We start from the raw sequence: 19,945 nt of genomic DNA, 5'->3' as shown, positions 1-19,945 counted from the left end.
CATCGACCACGGCCGAAGCCGGTCGCGCCGATGGATTCGCTTACTGCTTGCGCCCGGCTGCCTGCGTTTCCGTTTCGCGCAGTTTCACCGACAGCTTGTCCAGCACGCCATTCACGTACTTGTAGCCGTCCGCACCGCCGAACGTTTTCGCCAGTTCGACAGCTTCATTGATGACCACGCGATACGGAATGTCGATGTGATTCTTCAGCTCGTACGCGGCGACCAGCAGCACGGCGCGCTCGACGGGCGACAACTGGTCGATGGGTCGATCGAGGCAGGGCGTGAGGTCGGCGGACAGCGCCGCCGAATCGCGGATCACGCCATGCAGGATAGCGTCCAGATGCTCATGATCGGCCTTGTCGAAGCCTTGTGCGCCACGCAATTGCGCGTCGATTTCACCTGCCGGCGAACCCGACAGCAGCCACTGATAAAGCCCCTGCGTGGCCAGTTCGCGGGAGCGTCGGCGTGCGCTTTTCATGCCCGTTCCTCTTCGTCGTCCTCTTCTTCGCCTTCGTCGTCGTCGCCGTCCAGTTGTTCGAGCGCGACCGCGAGGTTCGCCATTTCGACGGCGGTGCGCGCTGCGTCACGGCCTTTCTCCGTCATGCGCGCGACGGCTTGCTCGTCCGTCTCCGTCGTCAGCACGGCGTTCGCGACGGGAATGCCGAAGTCGAGCGCGATGCGGGAGATGCCCGAGCCGCTTTCGTTCGACACCAGTTCGAAGTGATACGTCTCGCCGCGAATGACGGCGCCGAGCGCGATCAGCGCATCGAACTGGCCGCTTTCGGCGAGCTTTTGCAGCGCGAGCGGAATTTCGAGCGCGCCCGGCACGGTGACGAGCAGCACGTCTTCGCCCGTCACGCCGAGGCGTTCCAGTTCCTCGATGCAAGCATCGGCGAGGCCGTTGCAGACAGGTTCATTGAAGCGCGATTGGACGATGCCGATGCGCAGGCCGTCGCCGTCGAGATTCGGTTGGTATTGTCCGATTTCCATATCTGGTCCGTAGAGTGTTGGTTGAGCGCAGGTTTGCGAAAACGACGCGAAAACCGGGTTTGAGATCAGTCGTAGCGTTTAGCAGTTCTGCGGCTTCTCAGCCGCGCCGCCGGGCATCGGCACGAAGCCGGTCACTTCGAGCCCGTAGCCGGACATGCTGCCTAGCTTGCGCGGGTTCGACAGCACCTGCATCTTGCCGACACCGAGTTCGCGCAAAATCTGCGCGCCGATGCCATAGGTCTTGAAGTCCACCGGGCGGCGCTTGAGCGCTTCGGCCCGGCTTTTTTCGTCGAATGCCTTGAACACATCGATCATGTGTTCCTTCGAGTCGCCGCAATTCAGCAGCACGATCACGCCGTGGTCGCGCGCGGCGATTTCCTTCATTGCGGCGTCGAGCGTCCACGAGTGAGTGGACCGGCCGACTTCGAGCAGATCCAGCACGGAGAGCGGCTCGTGCACGCGCACCATGGTTTCGCGTTCGGGCGTGGGCGCGCCGCGCACCAGCGCCATATGCGGCTGACCGCTCGGCTGATCGAGATACATCACCGCGCGGAACGGGCCGTGCACCGTCTGCATCGTGCGCTCGCACACACGCTCGACAATCGATTCCGTGCGGCTGCGATAGTGGATGAGGTCGGCAATCGTGCCGATCTTCAGCTTGTGTTCCTGCGCGAACGTCAACAGGTCGGGCAGACGGGCCATCGTGCCGTCGTCCTTGATGATTTCGCAGATCACCGCAGCCGGCGTCAAGCCGGCGAGCGCCGTGAAATCGCAGCCTGCTTCCGTGTGGCCCGCGCGAACCAGCACGCCGCCCGGCTGCGCCATGATCGGAAAGACATGGCCCGGCTGGACGATGTCTTCGGCGCGCGCGTTCGATGCGACGGCTGTGGCGATGGTGTGCGCGCGATCCGCTGCCGAAATACCCGTGGTGACGCCTTCAGCAGCCTCGATGCTCACCGTGAAGGCCGTGCCGTACTGCGTGCCGTTGCGATGCGTCATCAACGGCAGGTTCAGCTGCCTGCAGCGGTCCTGCGTAAGCGTCAGACAGATCAGGCCACGGCCATAGCGGGCCATGAAGTTGATCGCTTCCGGCGTGATGAATTCCGCCGCGATGACGAGGTCGCCCTCGTTCTCGCGGTCTTCTTCGTCGACAAGAATCACCATCCGGCCAGCTTTGAGCTCGGCGATGATTTCAAGAGTGGAGGCGAGGGTCATGTTGGCGAGAAGTTTGGGAAAGCGCGTATTTTACGCCACGCCGCTCGGCAAGTCGCCCGTCCGAACGGCATATGCCATCCGGACGAATGTTCAGCTGCGGGAAAGCGCGGGAGACTACTTCGGCGCGTTGAGCATCCGCTCCACGTAACGCGCGATCAGGTCGATCTCCAGATTCACCTGCGCGCCTTCCTTCAGCGCCTTGAGCGTGGTCACTTCAACCGTATGCGGAATCAGATTGATCGAGAACTCGCAGCCGTCGTCGCGGTCCGTCACCGAATTCACGGTGAGGCTCACGCCGTTCACAGTGATCGAGCCTTTGTACGCCAGATACCGGCCGATATCGCGCGGCGCCAGCACACGCAGCTCGTGCGATTCGCCGACAGGCGCAAAACGCGTCACGGTGCCCAGGCCGTCCACGTGGCCCGACACGATATGGCCGCCCAGCCGGTCGTGCGAGCGCAGCGCCTTTTCGAGGTTCACTTCGCCCGTGTCCGAGAGGCCCGCCGTGCGGTTCAGGCTTTCGCGCGACACGTCCACGTCGAACGAAACCGGCGTTTTGTCGATCACCGTCATGCACGCGCCCTGGATTGCGATGCTGTCGCCCAGTTGCACGTCTTCGAGGTCGAGTCCGCCCGCTTCGACAGTGAGTCGAACGCCCGCGTCCGGCTCGGTGCCAAGCGGCGTGATCGATGCAATGCGGCCCACAGCCGCGACGATTCCCGTAAACATCGTGTCGTGTCCTTTCGTTTGTGTTCAGTGCGCGGGCGGCTGCAGCACGATGCGCGCGAGAATCCGCACGTCGCTGCCGATCCGGTCCACGGCATGAAATTCGAGTTGCGTGCGCGCATCGAGCGAGGCGGGCGCGGCAAGATTGAACATGCTCATCGAGTCGTGGCCGAGCAGGCTCGGCGCCAGATAAACGAGCAGCTCGTCGACGCAGCCTTCGCGCAACAGCGAGCCGTTCAGTTTGTTGCCCGCTTCCACGTGCAACTCGTTGACTTCGCGTTTGGCGAGCTCTTCGAGCATGCGCGGCAAGTCCACCTTGCCGTTCTCGTTCGCGAGCGGAACGATTTCCGCGCCGCGGTCGTGCAGCGCGGCGGCGCGCTCTTCCAGCAGCGGCGTGAGCACGCCGCAGAAAATCAGCGTTGGCGCGCCGGCAAGAATCTGTGCTTCGGGCGACACCTCGAGCTGACTGTCGATCAACACACGATGCGGCTGGCGCGGCGTGTCGACGGCGCGCACCGTCATGCGCGGATTGTCTTCCTTCACGGTGCCGATGCCCGTCAGGATCGCCGATGCGCGCGCACGCCACGCGTGGCCGTCGTTGCGCGCCGCTTCGCTCGTGATCCACTGGCTCTCGCCCGAAGGCAATCCCGTGCGGCCATCCAGCGACGCCGCCACCTTCATTCGAACCCACGGCCGGCCGCGCGTCATACGCGACACGAAGCCCATGTTCAGCTCGCGCGCTTCCGTTTCGAGCAGACCGCAGCGCACTTCGATGCCCGCATCGCGCAGCATCGACAGACCGCGTCCCGACACGCGCGGGTTCGGATCTTCCATCGCGGCCACCACGCGCGCGAGCTTGGCCTCGATCAGCGCATTCGCGCACGGCGGCGTGCGGCCGAAGTGGCTGCACGGTTCCAGCGTGACATAGGCGGTTGCGCCTTGCGGATCATGTCCGCGTCTGCGCGCATCTTTCAGCGCCTGGATTTCCGCGTGATCATGACCGGCGGGCTGCGTGTAGCCTTCGCCGATCACCTCGCCGTGCTTGACCAGCACACAGCCGACGCGCGGATTCGGGTCGGTCGTGTACAGGCCGCGCCAGGCAAGGGCCAGCGCGCGTTCCATGTGGACGAAATCGGTCTGCGAGAACATCGGCGTCGGGTTATCCGTTCAGTGTTTCGTCGGCGTCGGTCAGGCGAGCGACTTGAATGCGCCGCGCGCGGCTTCGACTGTGGCGTCGATGATTGCGTCGTCATGCGCGCTCGACACGAAGCCCGCTTCGTAGGCCGAAGGCGCGAAGTACACCCCTGCGTCCAGCATCTTGTGGAAGAACGCATTGAAGCGCGGCACATCGCAACGCGAGATTTCCGCGAAGCTGCCCGGCACGCTCTCCGAAAAATACAGACCGAACATGCCGCCGACGGAATCCGCTGCGAACGGCACCTTCGCTGCGTGCGCGGCTTCCGACAGGCCTTGCACGAGGCGCGAAGTCTGGCGCGAGAGGGCGTCGTAAAAGCCGGGTGCCTGGATCAGCTGCAGCGTCTTCAGACCGGCCGCGACCGCGATGGGGTTGCCCGACAGCGTGCCCGCCTGGTACACGCCGCCCAGCGGCGCGAGATGGGCCATGATGTCGCGCCGTCCGCCGAACGCCGCCGCCGGCATGCCGCCGCCGATCACCTTGCCCAGGCACGTGAGGTCAGGCGTGATGCCGTACAGCTGCTGCGCGCCGCCGAGCGCGACGCGAAAACCGCACATCACTTCGTCGAAGATCAGCACCGCGCCGTACTCGGTGCACAGGCGGCGCAGCGCGGCCAGGAATTCGGGTGTTGCGCGCACGAGGTTCATATTGCCCGCCACGGGCTCGACGATCACCGACGCAATCTCGTTGCCGAACGCCTTGAACGCCTCTTCGAGCGCCGCGACGTTGTTGTACTCCAGCACGGTAGTGTGCTTCGCGATATCGACGGGCACGCCCGCCGATGTCGGGTTGCCGAACGTCAGCAGGCCCGAGCCTGCCTTGACCAGCAGGCTGTCAGCGTGGCCGTGATAGCAGCCCTCGAACTTGACGATGCGGCTGCGGTTCGTAAAGCCGCGCGCGAGGCGCAGCGCGCTCATTGTCGCCTCCGTGCCGCTCGACACCATCCGCACCTGTTCCATGGAGGGCACGAGCTTGCAGATCTCTTCGGCGATTTCGATCTCGGCTTCAGTCGGCGCGCCGAACGAGAAGCCGTTCGCCAGCACGCGCTGCACGGCGTCCAGCACTTCGGGATGCACGTGTCCGACGATCATCGGCCCCCACGAGCCGATGTAATCGATATAGCGCTTGCCCTCGGCGTCCCAGAAGTACGCGCCTTCTGCGCGCTCGATGAAGCGCGGCGTGCCGCCGACCGAGCGGAAGGCACGCACGGGCGAGTTGACGCCGCCGGGAATGGTTTTCTGGGCGCGTTCGAAGAGTGCTTGATTGGTGGACATGAGCGTTGGACCTGCTTGGGTTGGGCTCGCGCGTCGGGCGGGCATGACGGGCGCGAGTGCAGTACAAGGGCGGCAGCGATGCGGCGGCAAAGGCGGCGCGCAAGCGCGCGGCGCACGCATGGCCGTAAGAATGACATCGTGAAATTGTACCGGAGTCGCGTCGAGTCGGCCGTGAGCGGGGGCGGGCGGCAAGATGCGGCGGATGCCTGCCGGGCATCAGGTGTCGTTGCCGTGATTGCCGTCGTCATCGCCTTCGCCGTCGGACGGCGTGCCGCCCGAACGCCTGGCTGGACTGAAATACATCGCAACCCGCGCCGCGCGTTTGCCCGCCGCCGCCTTGTTCGCGACGCTCCAGGCCTCGGTGGCCTGCTCTTTCGTCGATGTTGCCGGCTGGCTGGACGGCGGCGGAACCGTGGGCCGCGCCCGTTTGCCTGTGCGTTCGATCCACAGCTTCTCGAGCGCGCCTTCGGCGATCGGCTTGATCGAAATGCCCGAAGTTTGCGCGTCCCACGTCTGGACCGAAAATGGGTGCTTGCGCAGCTCGTCGCGCGAGATCACGACTTCATGATGCGCATCGAGCAGATAGTCGTAGACGAAGTCGACGCACAGCCGGTATCCGCGCTTTTTGGTCGCGTCGGGCACTTCGTAGGGCGCGCGCGTGACGTAGCCGGACGCGAACACGCCCCTGGGCTCCAGCGTCACACGATGGATGAACACCCGATCGCCCGGCAGGATGCTGCGCGAGAAGCCGCAGCCCCATACGTCGGCGACGGCCTCGCCCGCCGCGACGCGCTTCGCGACGTCCGGCAGCTCGGGCCAAGGCCACTTCTTTGGGCTCCAGATCAGCAGGAAGGCGGTCATCTGGGTAAAAGGTCTGTGTCGAACGAAGGGACGGCCAGATTAACCGATAAGACGTCCGAAGGTCGCTGGCGGCGGCCGTCGGGAAGGGCGATTGGCGGCGTCGGTTACAATCGGGGGCCATATTCGCGACACTCTGCCGTCCGCTGTGGCGCCCTGTCTGGTGCCGGCCTTTGAGCGTCGCCTCTCTCTGGAATTCCATGTCTCACGTCGTCAGATCCCGGTCCGATACCCGGCTGATTCTGCTGCTTGGCGCGCTGGCCGCGTGCGGGCCGATATCGATCGATATGTATCTGCCCAGCCTGCCGTCGATCACGCAGGCCTTCAGCGTCAGCGCGGGCGCTGCGCAGGGCACGCTGACGAGTTTCATGCTCGGCCTTTCCATCGGGATGCTGCTGTACGGGCCGATGTCCGACGCATATGGGCGGCGTCCCGTCCTGCTCGGCGGCATCGTGATGTACACACTCGCGACAATCGCCTGCGCGTTGTCCCCGTCGATCAGTACGCTGGTCACGTTCCGCTTCGTGCAGGCGCTCGGCGCGGGCGCCGCGTCGGTGCTCGCCCGCGCGATTGCCCGCGACGCGCATGGCCCGACGGACGCGGCACGCGTGCTGTCGATGCTCGCCATCGTCACCTCCGTGGGCCCACTGCTGGCGCCATTGATCGGCGGACAGTTGCTGCTGCTCGGCGGCTGGCGCGTCGTGTTCATCGCGTTGACGCTGTTCGGCGCAAGCTGCGCCGTCACAGCGTTCCTGCGCGTGCCGGAGACCTGGCCGCGCGAAAAACGCGCGCACGGCGCGGTGCTGCAATCGTTCGCTGCGTATGGCACGCTGCTGAAAGACCCCGTCACCTGGGGCCACATGTTGTGCGGCGGCATGGCATTCGCGTCGATGTTCGCGTACATCACGGCCACGCCGTTCGTCTATATCGAGTATTTCCACGTGTCCGCCCAGCACTACGGCTTTCTGTTCGGGCTGAACATCATCGGCATCATGGCGGGCAACTTCATCAATACGCGGGTGGTCGGCAGAACGGGGTCGCTGCCCGTGATCTCGGTTGCGGCGACGATCAGCTTCGTCGCGTCGCTGTACGTTGCGCTGATGTGTCTGACGGGGTGGGGCGGGTTGTGGTCGATCGTCGCCGGGCTGTTTTTCGTGGTGGGCGTGGTTGGGCTGCTGTCCGCCAACTGCACGACCGATCTGATGCATCGCTATCCGCGAAACGCGGGCGCGGCGGCCGCCGTGTTCGGTGCGATGCAGCTTGCGCTGGGCGCGCTGTCGAGCTTTGTCGTCGGGTTGTGGCACGACGGCTCGCCGCAGGGGATGGGCGTGACGATTGCCGTCGCGGGATCACTGTGCTTCGTCGGGCGCTGGCTGGTGATTCGCTGGCATGGGCGTCGGCCGGCGCAGGCTTCGACGGCCTGATTCTCACGACGCAATGGGAACGAGCAGATAACAAAAAGCCGGGCCCCGATGGCCCGGCTTTTCAGTTTGCAGAGCGAAGCAAACGCGAAGGAAACGGAAGAAAGCGCGGATCAATCCCTCGGCGAAGCGGCAGCGCCGTGGCTGAGCCAGTCGAGCACCGCCGACGTGTCGTCATCGGCGCCCTTGCGCGCCTTCGTCACGGCGGCGCTCACCTCCGAAGCGGGCGCCGCACGGCGGATCGCCACGCCCACGGCCAGGATATCGATCATCAGCAGATGCAGAATCCGCGAGATCATCGACAGCTGCGACTCGCGAATCTCGATGTGATCGGTTTCCAGCGCGACCGTCGCGCGCTTGGCGAGCGGCGTGTTGCTCGATGTGATCGCGATCACCTTCGCGCCCGCCTGCATCGCCACTTCGAGCACGCGCAGCAGTTCCGGCGCCCGTCCCGACTTCGACACCGCGACGATCACGTCGCCCTTGCCGAGCAGCGCCGCCGATGCGGCCTGCATGTACAGGTCGCCATAAGCGATGGTTGGAATGCCGAAGCGGAAGAATTTGTAGTGCGCGTCCTGCGCGACGATGTTCGAATTGCCGAGACCGTAGAACTCGATGCGCCGCGCGCTGTTCAGCAAGTCGATCGCCGCTTCCACGTGCTCGAAGTTCAGATGCTCGCGCAGCTGCAGGATCGCCGACACCGTGTTGTCCAGCACCTTCGCGCCGAAGTCCGTGGCGGTGTCACCCAGATGCACCTGGCTGTGCGAGACGGGAATGGTGCCCGTCAGGCCCGTCGCGAGCTTCAGCTTGAAATCGGACAAGCCCTGGCAGCCGAGCGAACGGCAGAATCGAATGACCGTCGGCTGGCTCACGTCGGCCTTGCGCGCGATGTCGACGATCGGGTCGTTGATGATCGAGCGCGGATGGTTCAGCGCGAGATCCGCGACGCGCCGTTCGGCGGGTGTCAGTGCATCGCGCATCTGGCGAATCCGTTCGAACACGGCCGACGAACTGCCGCCCGCGCGGTTCGACAGCTGTTCCGCAAGAATCGCCGACACGCCGAGAAACGCCGGATACTCCGCCGTGATCACGTAGGTGGGCACGTTTTTCAGATAAGCCTCGAAGCGGCCCTTCGCCTCGAAGCGCTGACGGAACGACGAGCGCGCGAACACCTCGCCCAGACGCGGCACCACGCCGCCGCCGATATAAATGCCGCCCAGCGCGCCGAGCGTCACCGCGATATTGCCGGCGAACGTGCCGAGAATGCCGCAGAACACGTCGATGGTTTCCGCCGCGAGCGGATCGCCGTCGAGTCCCTTCTTCACGATCTCCGACACTTCGAGCGTCGCGGGCACCCGCTTTTTGTCGCGTTGCGCAAGCGCGCGGTAGATCACCTCGATGCCGGGTCCGGCCGCCACGCGCTCGAACGACACATGCGACCACTTCTTGCGCGCGTACTGCAGCACCAGATCTTCGCGCTCGTCCATCGGCGCGAAAGTGGCGTGGCCGCCTTCGCTGCCGAGCGCGATCCAGCGGTCGTCGGCGGGAATCAGGCCCGAAACGCCCATGCCCGTGCCCGGCCCGAGCAGACCGATCACGCTGTTCTGGCGACGCGAGCCGCCGCCCACCTGCACGCGCTGCGTATCGGTGAGTCCGGGCAGCGCCATCGCGAGCGCCGTGAAGTCGTTGACGACCAGCAGCGTATCGAAGCCAAGCGCGCGGCGCGTCGCTTCGATCGAGAAGGTCCAGTCGTGATTGGTCATGCTGACCTGATCGCCGTCGACCGGATTCGCAATCGCAATCGCCGCATGATTCACACGGCCGATCTTGGTGTCCTTCAGATATTTCTTGATAACCTCCGCGACGCCCGGATAGTCGGCGCACGGATACACCAGCACCTGCGTGATTTCGCCGGGACCGGTTTCGAGCGCGAACCGCGCATTGGTGCCGCCGATGTCGGCGAGCAGCCTCGGTCCGTCGGCGTGCTGTCCCGCGCCGGGAACAGTCTTAGTTTGCACACCAGTAGACATCGAGTCTCACTCCCTTGTCGTTCGCCAACATCGAGATGGCATTTTTTTGTGGGGCGGCTGCGGCGGCATTGAGCACGTCGAGCTTTTTCTGACCGGCGATCAGCAGGAACAGCCGGTCGATTTTCTGGAGCGCGGACATCGACCAGCTCACGCGCGCATGCGGCGCGGCGTCGGGATGTACGGCGACGAACGGCTCGGCCGTCGAGACGGCGTGCTCCCATTCGGGCGCATCCGCGAAAATCGATGCCGTGTGGCCGTCTTCGCCCATGCCGAGCACGGCGACGTCGGGCAGTTGCCGCGCGCCGCTCGCGACTTCGCGGTTCAACGCGGCAATGTGCGCGTCGAGCGATTGGGCCGCGTCCACGAGGGGCAGAAAGGCCGCCTCGCTTGCGGCGTTACGCAACAGCGTCTCGCGCGCGAGGCGGGCGTTGCTGGCGTCGTCGGTGTCGGGCACCCAGCGGTCGTCGACGAGCGTCACGGCGATGCGCTTCCAGTCGAACGGTTGCGTGGATAGCGTCTGCAGGAACGGACGCGGACTCGTGCCGCCGGACACGGCGAACGTAGTCGGGCGTGCGCGGGTTGCGCTCGCACGGGCGGCGAGCGACGCATGTAACGCGCCGCCGACCGCCTTCGCCAGCGCGTCCGATTGGGCGCGCGGGTCGTCGAAAGCGTGAAGCTCGATCACTTCTCCTCCATGCTGCTTTCTTTGTTTGATCTGAAGTGCTGCGGGTTGGCGGCGGCCATCCTGCGCGCCGTCGTCGACCTGTGCCGCTGTTGCCCCTGCCGGTGCTCTGCCGTCCGGCTCCCGTCCGGCAATGTCATGCTGCGTTCAGTCGATACTGCAAAGGCGCGCCGGGAGCAAAACCGCCAGCAAGACTTCAATCATCGCAGGACAAAACCCCGCGCGCCTCACAAAGGTCAATTCAATTCTCTTCTTCGAGCCAGCAGGTACCGTGCTGCGCGAGCATCGCGCTCGCGGCCGCCGGGCCCCACGTTCCCGCCGCATAAGGCTTCGGCTTGCCAGACGCGGCCCATTCGTTGAGGATCGGCTCGACCCACTTCCACGCTGCTTCCTGTTCGTCGCGGCGCACGAAGAGAGCAAGACGTCCGTTGATCACATCGAGCAACAGGCGCTGATACGCCTCCATCTGGCCTTCCTTGAAGAACTGGTCAAAGGCGAGGTCGAGGTGCACGCTCGACAGGTTCATCCCTTCGCCCGGCTTTTTCGCGAGGCAGTAGAGGCGGATTGTCTCGTTTGGCTGCAGGCGAATCACGAGGCGGTTCGCGCCCGCGCGCAACGCCGACGCGCCGAGCGCCGAATGCGGCACTGCACGGAAATTCACGACGATTTCCGCGACGCGATCGGCAAGCCGTTTGCCCGTGCGCAGGAAGAACGGCACGCCCGCCCAGCGCCAGTTCTCGATCTCCACCTTCAGCGCGACGAACGTTTCCGTCGTGCTGTCCGGTTTCACGCCGGGTTCCGTCGCATACGCGGGCACCGACGTGCCGCGGATGACGCCCGCATGATACTGGCCGCGCACGGCCACGCGGCTGATGTCGCGCGGATCGATCGGCTTGAGGGCGCGCAGCACGCGCAGCTTTTCGTCGCGCACGGAATCCGAGTCCATCGAGTGCGGCGGCTCCATCGCGACGATCGAAAGCAGTTGCAGCAAATGGTTCTGCACCATGTCGCGCAGCGCGCCCGTGTTGTCGTAGAAGTCGCCGCGCGCTTCGACGCCGAGTTCTTCGGCAATCGTGATCTGGATGCTCTCGACCCACTCGCGGCGCCACAGCGGCTCGAACAGCGCATTGCCGAAGCGCAGCGCCAGCAGGTTCTGCACGGGCTCTTTGCCGAGGTAGTGGTCGATGCGATAGATCTGCTCTTCGGCAAAGATCTCGCCGACGGCATCGTTGATTGCATTCGACGAACGCAAGTCATAGCCGAGCGGCTTTTCGAGCACGATGCGCGCGTTCTGGTTCAGTCCCACCGACGCGAGCGCGCGGCAGATGGGCACGAACAGCGACGGACCCGTCGCCAGATAGAACACGCGCGTGCCGGACTGACCTTGCAGCGCATCACGCAGCTTGACGAAGTCTTCGGCGCGGCCGAGATCGAGCTTTACGTACTCGATGCGATCGAGAAAGCTCGACCACGCGTTTTCATCGACGCCGTTCTTTGAAACGTGTGCCTTCACATGTTCATTCACCCATTGCAGATAACCGCCGCGATCTTCCTCGTGACGCGCGACGGCCACGATCTTGCCCGTCGCCGCGAGCATGCCCGCACGGTGCGCTTCATACAGAGCCGGCAGGATCTTGCGCATCGCCAGATCGCCGGTTCCACCGAAGAGAACGAAGGTGAAGCTAGAGTCGGTTTGCATGCGTCTCCGTGGGATGTCTGATGGGCGTGTAAGGCGCCCGTAGTCCGATAAAATTTTTTTTGACACTGAATTGTAGTTTAACTACAATCCAAATCAAGAGGTAACGTGAATTCGATGAAAAAAGCTTGCGGGGCTTGAGAACAGGCGCCATTTCGCGAGTGAGCGTAGCTTCCCCGCATGTTAATGGACAACGCGTTCCCACATGCGCCAGCGTGCCTTTCGGGTGCGGCGCAGGCGTGACGGAGCGAGGCGTTTGCCCCGAACGATGTGCGCGGATCACCTCGAGTCTGCAACGCGCCGCAGTCAGAAGGCGGAGCAGGCAAAAATCAAAAGAGGAGACAGTTCTTGCATCGCAAACCACTCATCTCTTGAGCGTCACGCGGCCGACCTCGGCACGCCGGCACATTCACACAATGTGTGCCCTGTCCGACGCTCGACCGTCCAGCGCATTGCCTGTTTGACCAACCATCACACCCTGGTGACATCAGGGGCCACTCGTTTTTAGTTCAGGTGTCTGGAGGAGATAAGCAATGAAATTCCGTGCGATCATGGGCGCCCTGTGCGCCGCAGGTCTGATGTGTGGCGTCGCCACGGCACAGGCGGCCGAATCTGTCGAAGTGCTGCACTGGTGGACCTCGGGCGGCGAATCGAAGGCCGTCGGCGTGCTGAAGGACGACCTGCAGAAGCAGGGTTACACGTGGAAGGACTTCGCGGTGGCAGGCGGCGCGGGCGCAGCGGCCATGACGGCACTGAAGACCCAGGTGATCTCGGGCAACGCGCCGAGCGCGGCTCAGATCAAGGGTCCGCTGATCCAGGACTGGGCATCGCAAGGCGTGCTCGTGAACATCGACTCGGTCGCCGGCGACTGGAAGAAGAACCTGCCGCCCGAAATCGACAAGATCATGCACGCGGACGGCCACTACGTGGCGGCGCCGTTCTCGGTGCACCGCGTCAACTGGCTGTACATCAACAAGGCAGCGCTCGACAAGGCAGGCGGCAAGGTGCCGACCACGTGGCCTGAGTTCTTCGCCGTCGCCGACAAGATGAAGGCAGCCGGCATCCAGCCGATCGCGATGGGCGGCCAGCCGTGGCAAGACCTGACGCTGTGGGAAGACGTCGTGCTGTCGCAAGGCGCGGACTTCTACAAGAAGGCGCTCGTCGACCTCGACCAGAAGACGCTGACGTCGGAGCAGATGGTCGGCGTGTTCGATACCGTCCGCAAGATCCAGGGCTACTTCGACAGCGGCCGCACGGGCCGTGACTGGAACCTGGCAACGGCAATGGTCATCAACGGCAAGGCCGGCATGCAGTTCATGGGCGACTGGGCGAAGGGCGAGTTCGCGAACGCGAACAAGAAGTCCGGCTCCGACTACATCTGCGCCGCCGTTCCGGGCACGGAGAAGTCGTACACGTTCAACGTCGACTCGTTCGTGTTCTTCCAGCAGAAGGGCCAAAAGGCTGCAACGCCGGGTCAGCTCGCGCTCGCGAAGACCATCATGAGCCCGGAGTTCCAGGAACAGTTCAGCCTGTACAAGGGCTCGATTCCCGTTCGTCTCGGCGTGCCGATGGATAAATTCGACGACTGCGCGAAGAAGTCCTACGCTGATGAACAGACGGCCATCAAGTCGGGCGGCTACGTGCCGTCGCTCGCTCACGGCATGGCTCAGCCGGACGCAGCAGCAGGCGCGATCTCGGACGTCGTGACGAAGTTCATGAACTCGAATCAGGACTCCAAGAGCGCCGTTGCAGCACTCGCGAAGGCTGCGAAGACCAAGTAAGCAGTCGTAGCACAGTTGTAGCAGAACGCCCGGCGCGCATGGTCTTTAATGAAGTGATGAAGATCCGTGCGTGCCGGACGACATGGCGCGAAGCATGGTGCGTTGCATCACGCGCCTTCGCCGCTCAGTCGTCGATCGACGATGCCTGACGGTACAGTTCCAGGAGTCGAGTTGTGACTGCTTCTATTAGCGGAAACGCAAAAGGCACGGCGTCCGCAGCACGCCGCGTGTCGCCGATGGCGGCAATGGCCGACCGCTGGATTCCGAAGCTGGTGTTGTCGCCCAGCATCGTGATCAGCCTGGTCTTCGTCTACGGTTTTATTCTCGTTACCGGTTACCTGTCGCTGTCCACCTCGCGACTGATGCCGCGTTACGATTTCGCCGGTTTCGACCGGTACGCCGAACTGTTCGATAACGACGTCTGGTGGACGTCGGCCAAGAACCTCGGCTGGTTCGGCATTCCGTTTATCGCGATCTGCGTCGGGCTCGGCCTGTTTCTGGCGATCCTGCTCGATCAGAAGATTCGCAATGAAGGCGCATTGCGCGCGGTGTTCCTGTATCCGATGGCGCTGTCGTTCATCGTGACGGGCACGGCGTGGCAGTGGATTCTGAATCCGGACCTCGGCTTTCAGAAAGTGCTGAACGACTGGGGCTGGACCAGCTTCTCGTTCGGCTGGCTCGGCGACCCCGACAAGGCGATTTTCTGCGTCGTGATCGCGGCCGTCTGGCAGTCCACGGGTTTCGTGATGGCGCTGTTCCTCGCCGGTTTGCGCGGTGTCGACAGCGAAATCTTCAAGGCTGCGCAAGTGGACGGCGCGACGCTGCCCACTATTTATCGCAAGATCGTGATTCCAAGCATGCGCCCGGTGTTTTTCTCGGTGCTGCTGATTCTCTGCCACATCACGATCAAGACCTTCGACCTCGTCGTCGCGTTGACGGCGGGCGGTCCGGGCACGTCGTCGTCGCTGCCCGCGATGTTCATGTACACGTTTTCGTTCAACCGCGGGCAACTGGGCGTCGGCGCTGCGTCGTCGATGATGATGCTCGCAACCGTCGTGGCCGTGCTCGTGCCGCTGATGTACCTGGAATCGAGGAGCACGCGCAATGCAGCCTAAGATGAACATCAGCCGTGCCGTCATCTACGCGGCGCTGATCCTGTTTGCGTTGTACTTCCTGTTCCCGCTGTACGTGATGCTGTCGACGTCGTTCAAGGACATCGATCAGCTGCGCACGGGCAACCTGCTGACGCCGCCGTCGCACTGGACGGTCGCGCCGTGGGTGAAGGCGTGGAGCGAAGCGTGTACGGGCGTGCGCTGCGAGGGCATGCAACCGTTCTTCTTCAACTCCGTGAAGATGGTGATTCCCGCCGTGCTGATTTCGTCGATCATCGGCGCGTTCAACGGCTATGTGCTGACGCACTGGCGCTTTCGCGGTGCCGACGCGCTCTTCACGATGCTGCTGGTCGGCTGCTTCATTCCGTTCCAGGCGATTCTGCTGCCGATGGCGCGTCTGCAAGGCTTCTTCGGCCTGTCGAACACGATCGGCGGTCTGGTGCTGGTGCACGTGGTCTACGGTATCGCGTTCACGACGATGTTCTTCCGCAACTTCTACGTGAGCGTGCCGGCTGAACTCGTAAAGGCCGCGCGTATCGACGGCGCCGGTTTCTTCATGATCTTCACCAAGATCATGATGCCGATCTCGCTGCCCATTTTCATGGTGTGCCTGATCTGGCAATTCACGCAGATCTGGAATGACTTCCTGTTCGGTATCGTGTTCTCCGGCGTCGATTCGATGCCGATCACCGTGGCGCTGAACAACCTCGTGAATACGTCGACGGGCGTGAAGGAATACAACGTCGACATGGCGGGCGCGATCATCGCGGCACTGCCGACGCTGCTCGTCTATGTGATTGCCGGTCGCTACTTCGTGCGCGGCCTGACGGCGGGCGCGGTGAAGGGTTAATCAATTTCGGTTTGCCGCTGCTGGCGCGTGTTTTCGGCTGGCGCGGCGATCAACGGCATTCGGCTCGCGTCGCCAGCTAGCGGCGCATCAGCAGTACAGAGACTAGAGGATTCACAGCATGGCAAGCCTTTCCATCCGTGACGTGTACAAGACCTACCCGAACGGGGTGCCCGTCCTGAAGGGTGTCAATATCGACATCGAAGACGGTCAGTTCCTGATTCTCGTTGGCGGCTCGGGCTGCGGTAAGTCGACGCTGCTCAACATGATCGCCGGCCTCGAGACCGTGACGAAGGGCGATATCCAGATTGGCGGCAAGACGGTGAACAACCTGTCGCCAAAAGATCGCGATATCGCGATGGTGTTTCAGTCGTACGCGCTGTATCCGTCGATGACGGTGCGCGACAACATTTCTTTCGGTCTGAATATCCGCAAGGTGCCGAAGGGCGAGCAGGATCAGATCGTGTCGCGCGTGTCGAAGTTGCTGCAGATCGAGCACTTGCTGGATCGCAAGCCGGGCCAGCTGTCGGGCGGTCAGCGTCAGCGCGTCGCGATGGGCCGTGCGCTGGCACGCGACCCCGCGATGTTCCTGTTCGACGAACCGCTGTCGAACCTCGACGCCAAGTTGCGGATCGAGATGCGCTCGGAGATCAAGCTGCTGCATCAACGCCTTGGGACGACGATCGTTTATGTGACGCACGATCAGATCGAGGCGATGACGCTGGGCGACCGGATCGCCGTGATGAAGGACGGCATCGTGCAGCAGTTTGGCGCGCCGCAAGAGATTTATGATTCGCCTTCCAATCTCTTCGTGGCAGGCTTCATCGGTGCGCCGCCGATGAACTTCATCCAGGGCAAGGTCGTCGAGCAGGGCTCGGGCGTCGGGCTTGAACTCGATACGGGTGTGAAGCGCTCGGTGCTGAATTTGCCGTTCGATGGCGCGGTGAAGTCGCATGTGGGTAAGGAGGTGATTCTTGGTCTGCGCCCCGAGCGGATCACCGATACCCGCAATGCTCATAACGTCGAAGACGGGAAACTGCAGCCGATCGATGTCAAGGTCGATGTGATCGAGCCGACCGGTCCTGACACGCTGGTGTTCGCGCAGGTGAACGGCAAGCGCATCGTCAGCCGGGTACACCCGGGGGCGAATCCCCAGCCTGAACAGAACATGTCGCTGATGTTCGATGTTTCTAAGGCGGTTCTGTTTGATCCTAAGACGGAAGACCGGATTGCTTAAGAGTTTTCTCTAAGTCAGACGTACTCGCAAAAAAGTCCCAGTCGCGGTCGCGCCTGGGACTTTTTTATTGCGATGCTTTAGTTTACGGAAGCTAGTGCGGCAGCCTGACGTCGAGCTTGAACGTCACCAATCGCGCGACAAGAATGAATCCCGTCGCAATCAACACGCTATAGACCGTATCGAAGTTGATGTAGTCGAGCAGCAGGTAGAGCCAGCATCCAACAAGCGCACAAGTCGCATACGGCCGTGAGTCTCGCAAAATCAGCGGAACCTCATTGCAAATCACGTCCCGGATAATCCCGCCGAACACACCCGTCGCGACGCCCATCATCGAAGCGACAAACCAGGGCATCTGCGCGTCGAGCGCCAGAGAAGTCCCCGAGATACTGAATAATCCGAGCCCCACCGCATCGGCCACAAGCAACGCGCGCTCGTTAAAGACCCGCGTATAGGCCTTCAGCACAAACGGCGCGAAGAACGAAAGAACAAAGATCAAGATCGCATACCACTGATGCTCGACCCAGTAGAACGGTCGCCGATCGAGCAAAACATCTCTAACCGTCCCACCGCCAAAAGCCGTCGCCATCGCGACAAGAAAAGTCCCAACGGCATCGAGCCGTCTCGTTCGGGCTTCGATAAACCCTGAGATGGCATAGGCAAGAATAGCCAGCGCTTCCATGATGGCAAGCGCGAGAGTGAGACGTGGATGCATCGTCGGATAGCCTTCTTAGACTTTGCCGGAGGAAGAAGACGAAGAGCCCGAGGCAACTGATCCCGGCTGCAACAAAACAAGCACCGCACCCGCACCACCATCGTGAGCACGAGCCTGCGAAAACGCGATGACCTCTTCCTTCTGCACGAGCCACGCGCGAACCTTGCCTTTAAGAACAGGTTCTTTACCAACCGATCCCAACCCTTTCCCATGGATCACGCGCAGACAGCGCAGACCTTTCTTACTCGCCTCACGGATGAACTCGGAAAGCGCCTCGCGCGCTTCCTCGCGACGCATCCCATGTAAATCAAGCTGCGCCTGGACGATCCACGCTCCACGCCGCAATTTCTTAACGATCTCCTGACTCACGCCTGGACGACAGTAGGAAAGCGATTCATCGGTGTCGAGCAGCACCTCAGGATCGAACTCATCCGAAATCGCCTCATGCAACACCGCTTCTTCATCGAGTTTGGTCTGGATCGGAACAGGCGCGGGCGGCGTGCGAGGCACTGTCGCGCGGGGCTTGGCGCCGAGCGGCGCGACTTCACCGATCTCGCGTCGAAACAGGTCGGCATCGGCCGCTGCTTCTCGCGAAGCTTGCGCGGCGGCCGCCTTCTCGCGCTGATTGCGCTGCGCGGCGCCCTTCAAGGCGTCACGAAGTCCACCCAGCCCGGCGAGTCCAGCCCCAGTTTCGACCAACGGTTTCTTAGCCGAACCCGAACCCGAAGCCGCCAAATCAGCGGAATCAGACGCGGGCCTAGCCGTCGCATTACGGGGCCGTTTCGGTTCGCTCGGATGGGGCAGATTCTTAGGCATGGCGATAGGACTGGAGAGACGAAGCGGAAAAGCAATCGGCAAGAAGCGAGAGGACAACAAAAAGGGCCGCCGGCAAACCGCCGCGGCCCTGTCGTCAATGGACAATTCTCAATCAACTCGCGGCGGATTGGCATCTGCCGCTATTCTACCGATCCGCATCCCGAAAAAGCCGCCGCGGTCGGTTCAGCAAAATCAGCGCTCAGCCTCAGCGCTCATCGCGTGCTCGCCGATCGACTCATGGATGCTTTCCAGGTAACGCTGCGCATCCAGTGCTGCCATACAGCCCGTGCCCGCGCTGGTAATGGCCTGACGGTAGATGTGATCCTGCACGTCGCCGGCCGCGAACACGCCCGGCACGCTCGTGCCCGTTGCGTTGCCGTTCAGGCCGCCGTTCGTGATGATGTAGCCGTTCTTCATCTCGAGCTGGCCTTCGAAAATATCCGTGTTCGGCTTATGACCGATCGCGACGAAGAGACCCTGCAGGTCGAGATCGGTGGTCGCGCCCGTCGTCACGTGCTTGATGCGCAGACCGTTCACGCCGCCGTCATCACCCTTCACTTCGTCGAGCACATGGTTCCACTTGATATCGACGACGCCTTCCTTTTCCTTTTCCAGCAGGCGGTCGATCAGGATCGGCTCGGCGCGGAACTTGTCGCGGCGGTGAACCACCGTGACCTTCTTCGCGATGCCCGACAGATACAACGCTTCTTCAACGGCCGTATTGCCGCCACCGATCACGGCGACGTGCTGGTTCTTGTAGAAAAAGCCATCGCAGGTTGCGCACGCCGACACGCCGCGGCCCATGTACAGCTCTTCCGAGGGCAGGCCGAGATACTGCGCCGACGCGCCCGTCGCGATGATCAGCGAATCGCACGTGTATTCCCCCGAATCGCCGATCAGGCGAATCGGCTTCTCGTCCAGCTTGGCCGTGTGGATATGGTCGAACACGATCTCCGTGTTGAAGCGCTCCGCGTGCTCGAGGAAGCGCCCCATCAGTTCCGGGCCCTGCACGCCTTTGGCGTCCGCGGGCCAGTTCTCCACATCCGTCGTGGTCATCAGCTGGCCGCCCTGCGCGAGGCCCGTGACGAGCACCGGCGACAGGTTGGCGCGCGCCGCGTAGACGGCCGCCGTGTAACCGGCAGGGCCGGAACCGAGAATCAGAACCTTCGCGTGTTTGGTCGGGGAAGCTGGCATGATCGAAATCCGTTAAAAGCGTCGGCCACGGCGTGAAGCGGCGATGACCGGCAGTACTGGCGTCGAGCCGGGGAAACCTGCTTGACACGGTAGATGGGTATCCGCCCGGTATTATAAAGGGCGGGGAACGCAGGTGCTTCATGAAGCTTTACGATCAGG

18 protein-coding genes are annotated in these 19,945 nt (G+C 63.0%); 5 read left to right on the top strand and 13 right to left on the bottom strand.

Features of this window, described 5'->3' with window-relative positions; translation table 11 throughout:
• Nucleotides 1-40: 40 nt before the first annotated feature.
• The 7 genes from nusB to H3V53_RS28515 form a co-directional block, all read right to left on the bottom strand.
• Nucleotides 41-478 (bottom strand): transcription antitermination factor NusB, encoded by a 438-nt coding sequence (nusB, locus tag H3V53_RS28545; RefSeq protein WP_054916838.1) that lies wholly within the window; start codon nucleotides 476-478, stop codon nucleotides 41-43.
• Nucleotides 475-990 carry a 6,7-dimethyl-8-ribityllumazine synthase gene (ribH, locus tag H3V53_RS28540; RefSeq protein WP_054916837.1) on the bottom strand — a complete coding sequence of 172 codons (516 nt, stop codon included), beginning with the start codon at nucleotides 988-990 and terminating at the stop codon, nucleotides 475-477. The genes nusB and ribH overlap by 4 nt, the downstream gene beginning before the upstream one ends.
• Before the next feature lie 78 nt (nucleotides 991-1,068).
• The gene (gene ribBA / locus H3V53_RS28535) at nucleotides 1,069-2,205 is read right to left on the bottom strand and encodes a bifunctional 3,4-dihydroxy-2-butanone-4-phosphate synthase/GTP cyclohydrolase II (protein WP_336600775.1); all 1,137 of its coding nucleotides are present in this window, start codon (nucleotides 2,203-2,205) and stop codon (nucleotides 1,069-1,071) included.
• A 114-nt stretch (nucleotides 2,206-2,319) separates the two neighbouring features.
• On the bottom strand, nucleotides 2,320-2,934 hold the full coding sequence (locus H3V53_RS28530) for a riboflavin synthase (protein ID WP_336600774.1): 615 nt from the start codon (nucleotides 2,932-2,934) through the stop codon (nucleotides 2,320-2,322).
• A 24-nt stretch (nucleotides 2,935-2,958) separates the two neighbouring features.
• The gene (ribD, locus tag H3V53_RS28525; RefSeq protein ID WP_336600773.1) at nucleotides 2,959-4,080 is read right to left on the bottom strand and encodes a bifunctional diaminohydroxyphosphoribosylaminopyrimidine deaminase/5-amino-6-(5-phosphoribosylamino)uracil reductase RibD; all 1,122 of its coding nucleotides are present in this window, start codon (nucleotides 4,078-4,080) and stop codon (nucleotides 2,959-2,961) included.
• A gap of 39 nt (nucleotides 4,081-4,119) precedes the next feature.
• A complete protein-coding gene (gene hemL, locus H3V53_RS28520; RefSeq protein ID WP_336600772.1) occupies nucleotides 4,120-5,400 on the bottom strand; it encodes a glutamate-1-semialdehyde 2,1-aminomutase in 1,281 nt (426 codons plus the stop codon).
• A gap of 216 nt (nucleotides 5,401-5,616) precedes the next feature.
• The gene (locus H3V53_RS28515) at nucleotides 5,617-6,261 is read right to left on the bottom strand and encodes a hypothetical protein (protein ID WP_336600771.1); all 645 of its coding nucleotides are present in this window, start codon (nucleotides 6,259-6,261) and stop codon (nucleotides 5,617-5,619) included.
• A gap of 197 nt (nucleotides 6,262-6,458) precedes the next feature.
• On the opposite strand from H3V53_RS28515, the gene H3V53_RS28510 reads away from it, so the two are divergent.
• Nucleotides 6,459-7,682 carry a Bcr/CflA family multidrug efflux MFS transporter gene (locus H3V53_RS28510; protein ID WP_336600770.1) on the top strand — a complete coding sequence of 408 codons (1,224 nt, stop codon included), beginning with the start codon at nucleotides 6,459-6,461 and terminating at the stop codon, nucleotides 7,680-7,682.
• A gap of 110 nt (nucleotides 7,683-7,792) precedes the next feature.
• Here the strand turns inward: H3V53_RS28510 and H3V53_RS28505 are convergent, their stop codons facing one another.
• From H3V53_RS28505 to zwf, 3 genes are all read right to left on the bottom strand, one after another.
• Entirely contained in the window at nucleotides 7,793-9,709 is a 1,917-nt protein-coding gene (locus tag H3V53_RS28505; protein ID WP_054916830.1) for a bifunctional transcriptional regulator/glucokinase, read from the bottom strand.
• A complete protein-coding gene (pgl, locus tag H3V53_RS28500; protein ID WP_336600769.1) occupies nucleotides 9,687-10,394 on the bottom strand; it encodes a 6-phosphogluconolactonase in 708 nt (235 codons plus the stop codon). Before pgl ends, H3V53_RS28505 begins: the two co-directional genes overlap by 23 nt.
• A 238-nt stretch (nucleotides 10,395-10,632) precedes the next feature.
• Entirely contained in the window at nucleotides 10,633-12,090 is a 1,458-nt protein-coding gene (gene zwf, locus H3V53_RS28495) for a glucose-6-phosphate dehydrogenase (RefSeq protein WP_336600768.1), read from the bottom strand.
• Between the two features lie 530 nt (nucleotides 12,091-12,620).
• On the opposite strand from zwf, the gene H3V53_RS28490 reads away from it, so the two are divergent.
• From H3V53_RS28490 to H3V53_RS28475, 4 genes are all read left to right on the top strand, one after another.
• Nucleotides 12,621-13,868 carry an ABC transporter substrate-binding protein gene (locus tag H3V53_RS28490; protein WP_336600767.1) on the top strand — a complete coding sequence of 416 codons (1,248 nt, stop codon included), beginning with the start codon at nucleotides 12,621-12,623 and terminating at the stop codon, nucleotides 13,866-13,868.
• A gap of 173 nt (nucleotides 13,869-14,041) precedes the next feature.
• Nucleotides 14,042-14,983, top strand: a complete 942-nt coding sequence (locus tag H3V53_RS28485; protein WP_054916827.1) for an ABC transporter permease subunit — start codon at nucleotides 14,042-14,044, stop codon at nucleotides 14,981-14,983.
• A complete protein-coding gene (locus H3V53_RS28480) occupies nucleotides 14,973-15,830 on the top strand; it encodes a carbohydrate ABC transporter permease (RefSeq protein WP_012400041.1) in 858 nt (285 codons plus the stop codon). Before H3V53_RS28485 ends, H3V53_RS28480 begins: the two co-directional genes overlap by 11 nt.
• Nucleotides 15,831-15,948: 118 nt before the next feature.
• Nucleotides 15,949-17,064: a sn-glycerol-3-phosphate ABC transporter ATP-binding protein UgpC gene (locus H3V53_RS28475; protein ID WP_054916825.1), complete on the top strand. Its 1,116-nt coding sequence runs from the start codon at nucleotides 15,949-15,951 to the stop codon at nucleotides 17,062-17,064.
• 91 nt (nucleotides 17,065-17,155) lie between these two features.
• Here the strand turns inward: H3V53_RS28475 and H3V53_RS28470 are convergent, their stop codons facing one another.
• From H3V53_RS28470 to trxB, 3 genes are all read right to left on the bottom strand, one after another.
• Complete coding sequence (locus tag H3V53_RS28470; protein ID WP_054916824.1) at nucleotides 17,156-17,776, bottom strand: TRIC cation channel family protein; 621 nt, start codon at nucleotides 17,774-17,776, stop codon at nucleotides 17,156-17,158.
• 15 nt (nucleotides 17,777-17,791) lie between these two features.
• Nucleotides 17,792-18,592, bottom strand: a complete 801-nt coding sequence (locus tag H3V53_RS28465) for a Smr/MutS family protein (protein WP_336600766.1) — start codon at nucleotides 18,590-18,592, stop codon at nucleotides 17,792-17,794.
• 192 nt (nucleotides 18,593-18,784) lie between these two features.
• A complete protein-coding gene (trxB, locus tag H3V53_RS28460; RefSeq protein ID WP_336600765.1) occupies nucleotides 18,785-19,786 on the bottom strand; it encodes a thioredoxin-disulfide reductase in 1,002 nt (333 codons plus the stop codon).
• Nucleotides 19,787-19,945: the final 159 nt, after the last annotated feature.

This window comes from Paraburkholderia bengalensis, from assembly GCF_037126505.1.
Classification (GTDB): domain Bacteria; phylum Pseudomonadota; class Gammaproteobacteria; order Burkholderiales; family Burkholderiaceae; genus Paraburkholderia; species Paraburkholderia bengalensis.
Note: the sequence above shows the minus strand (reverse complement) of the source record. Positions and strands in the feature narration are given on the sequence as shown.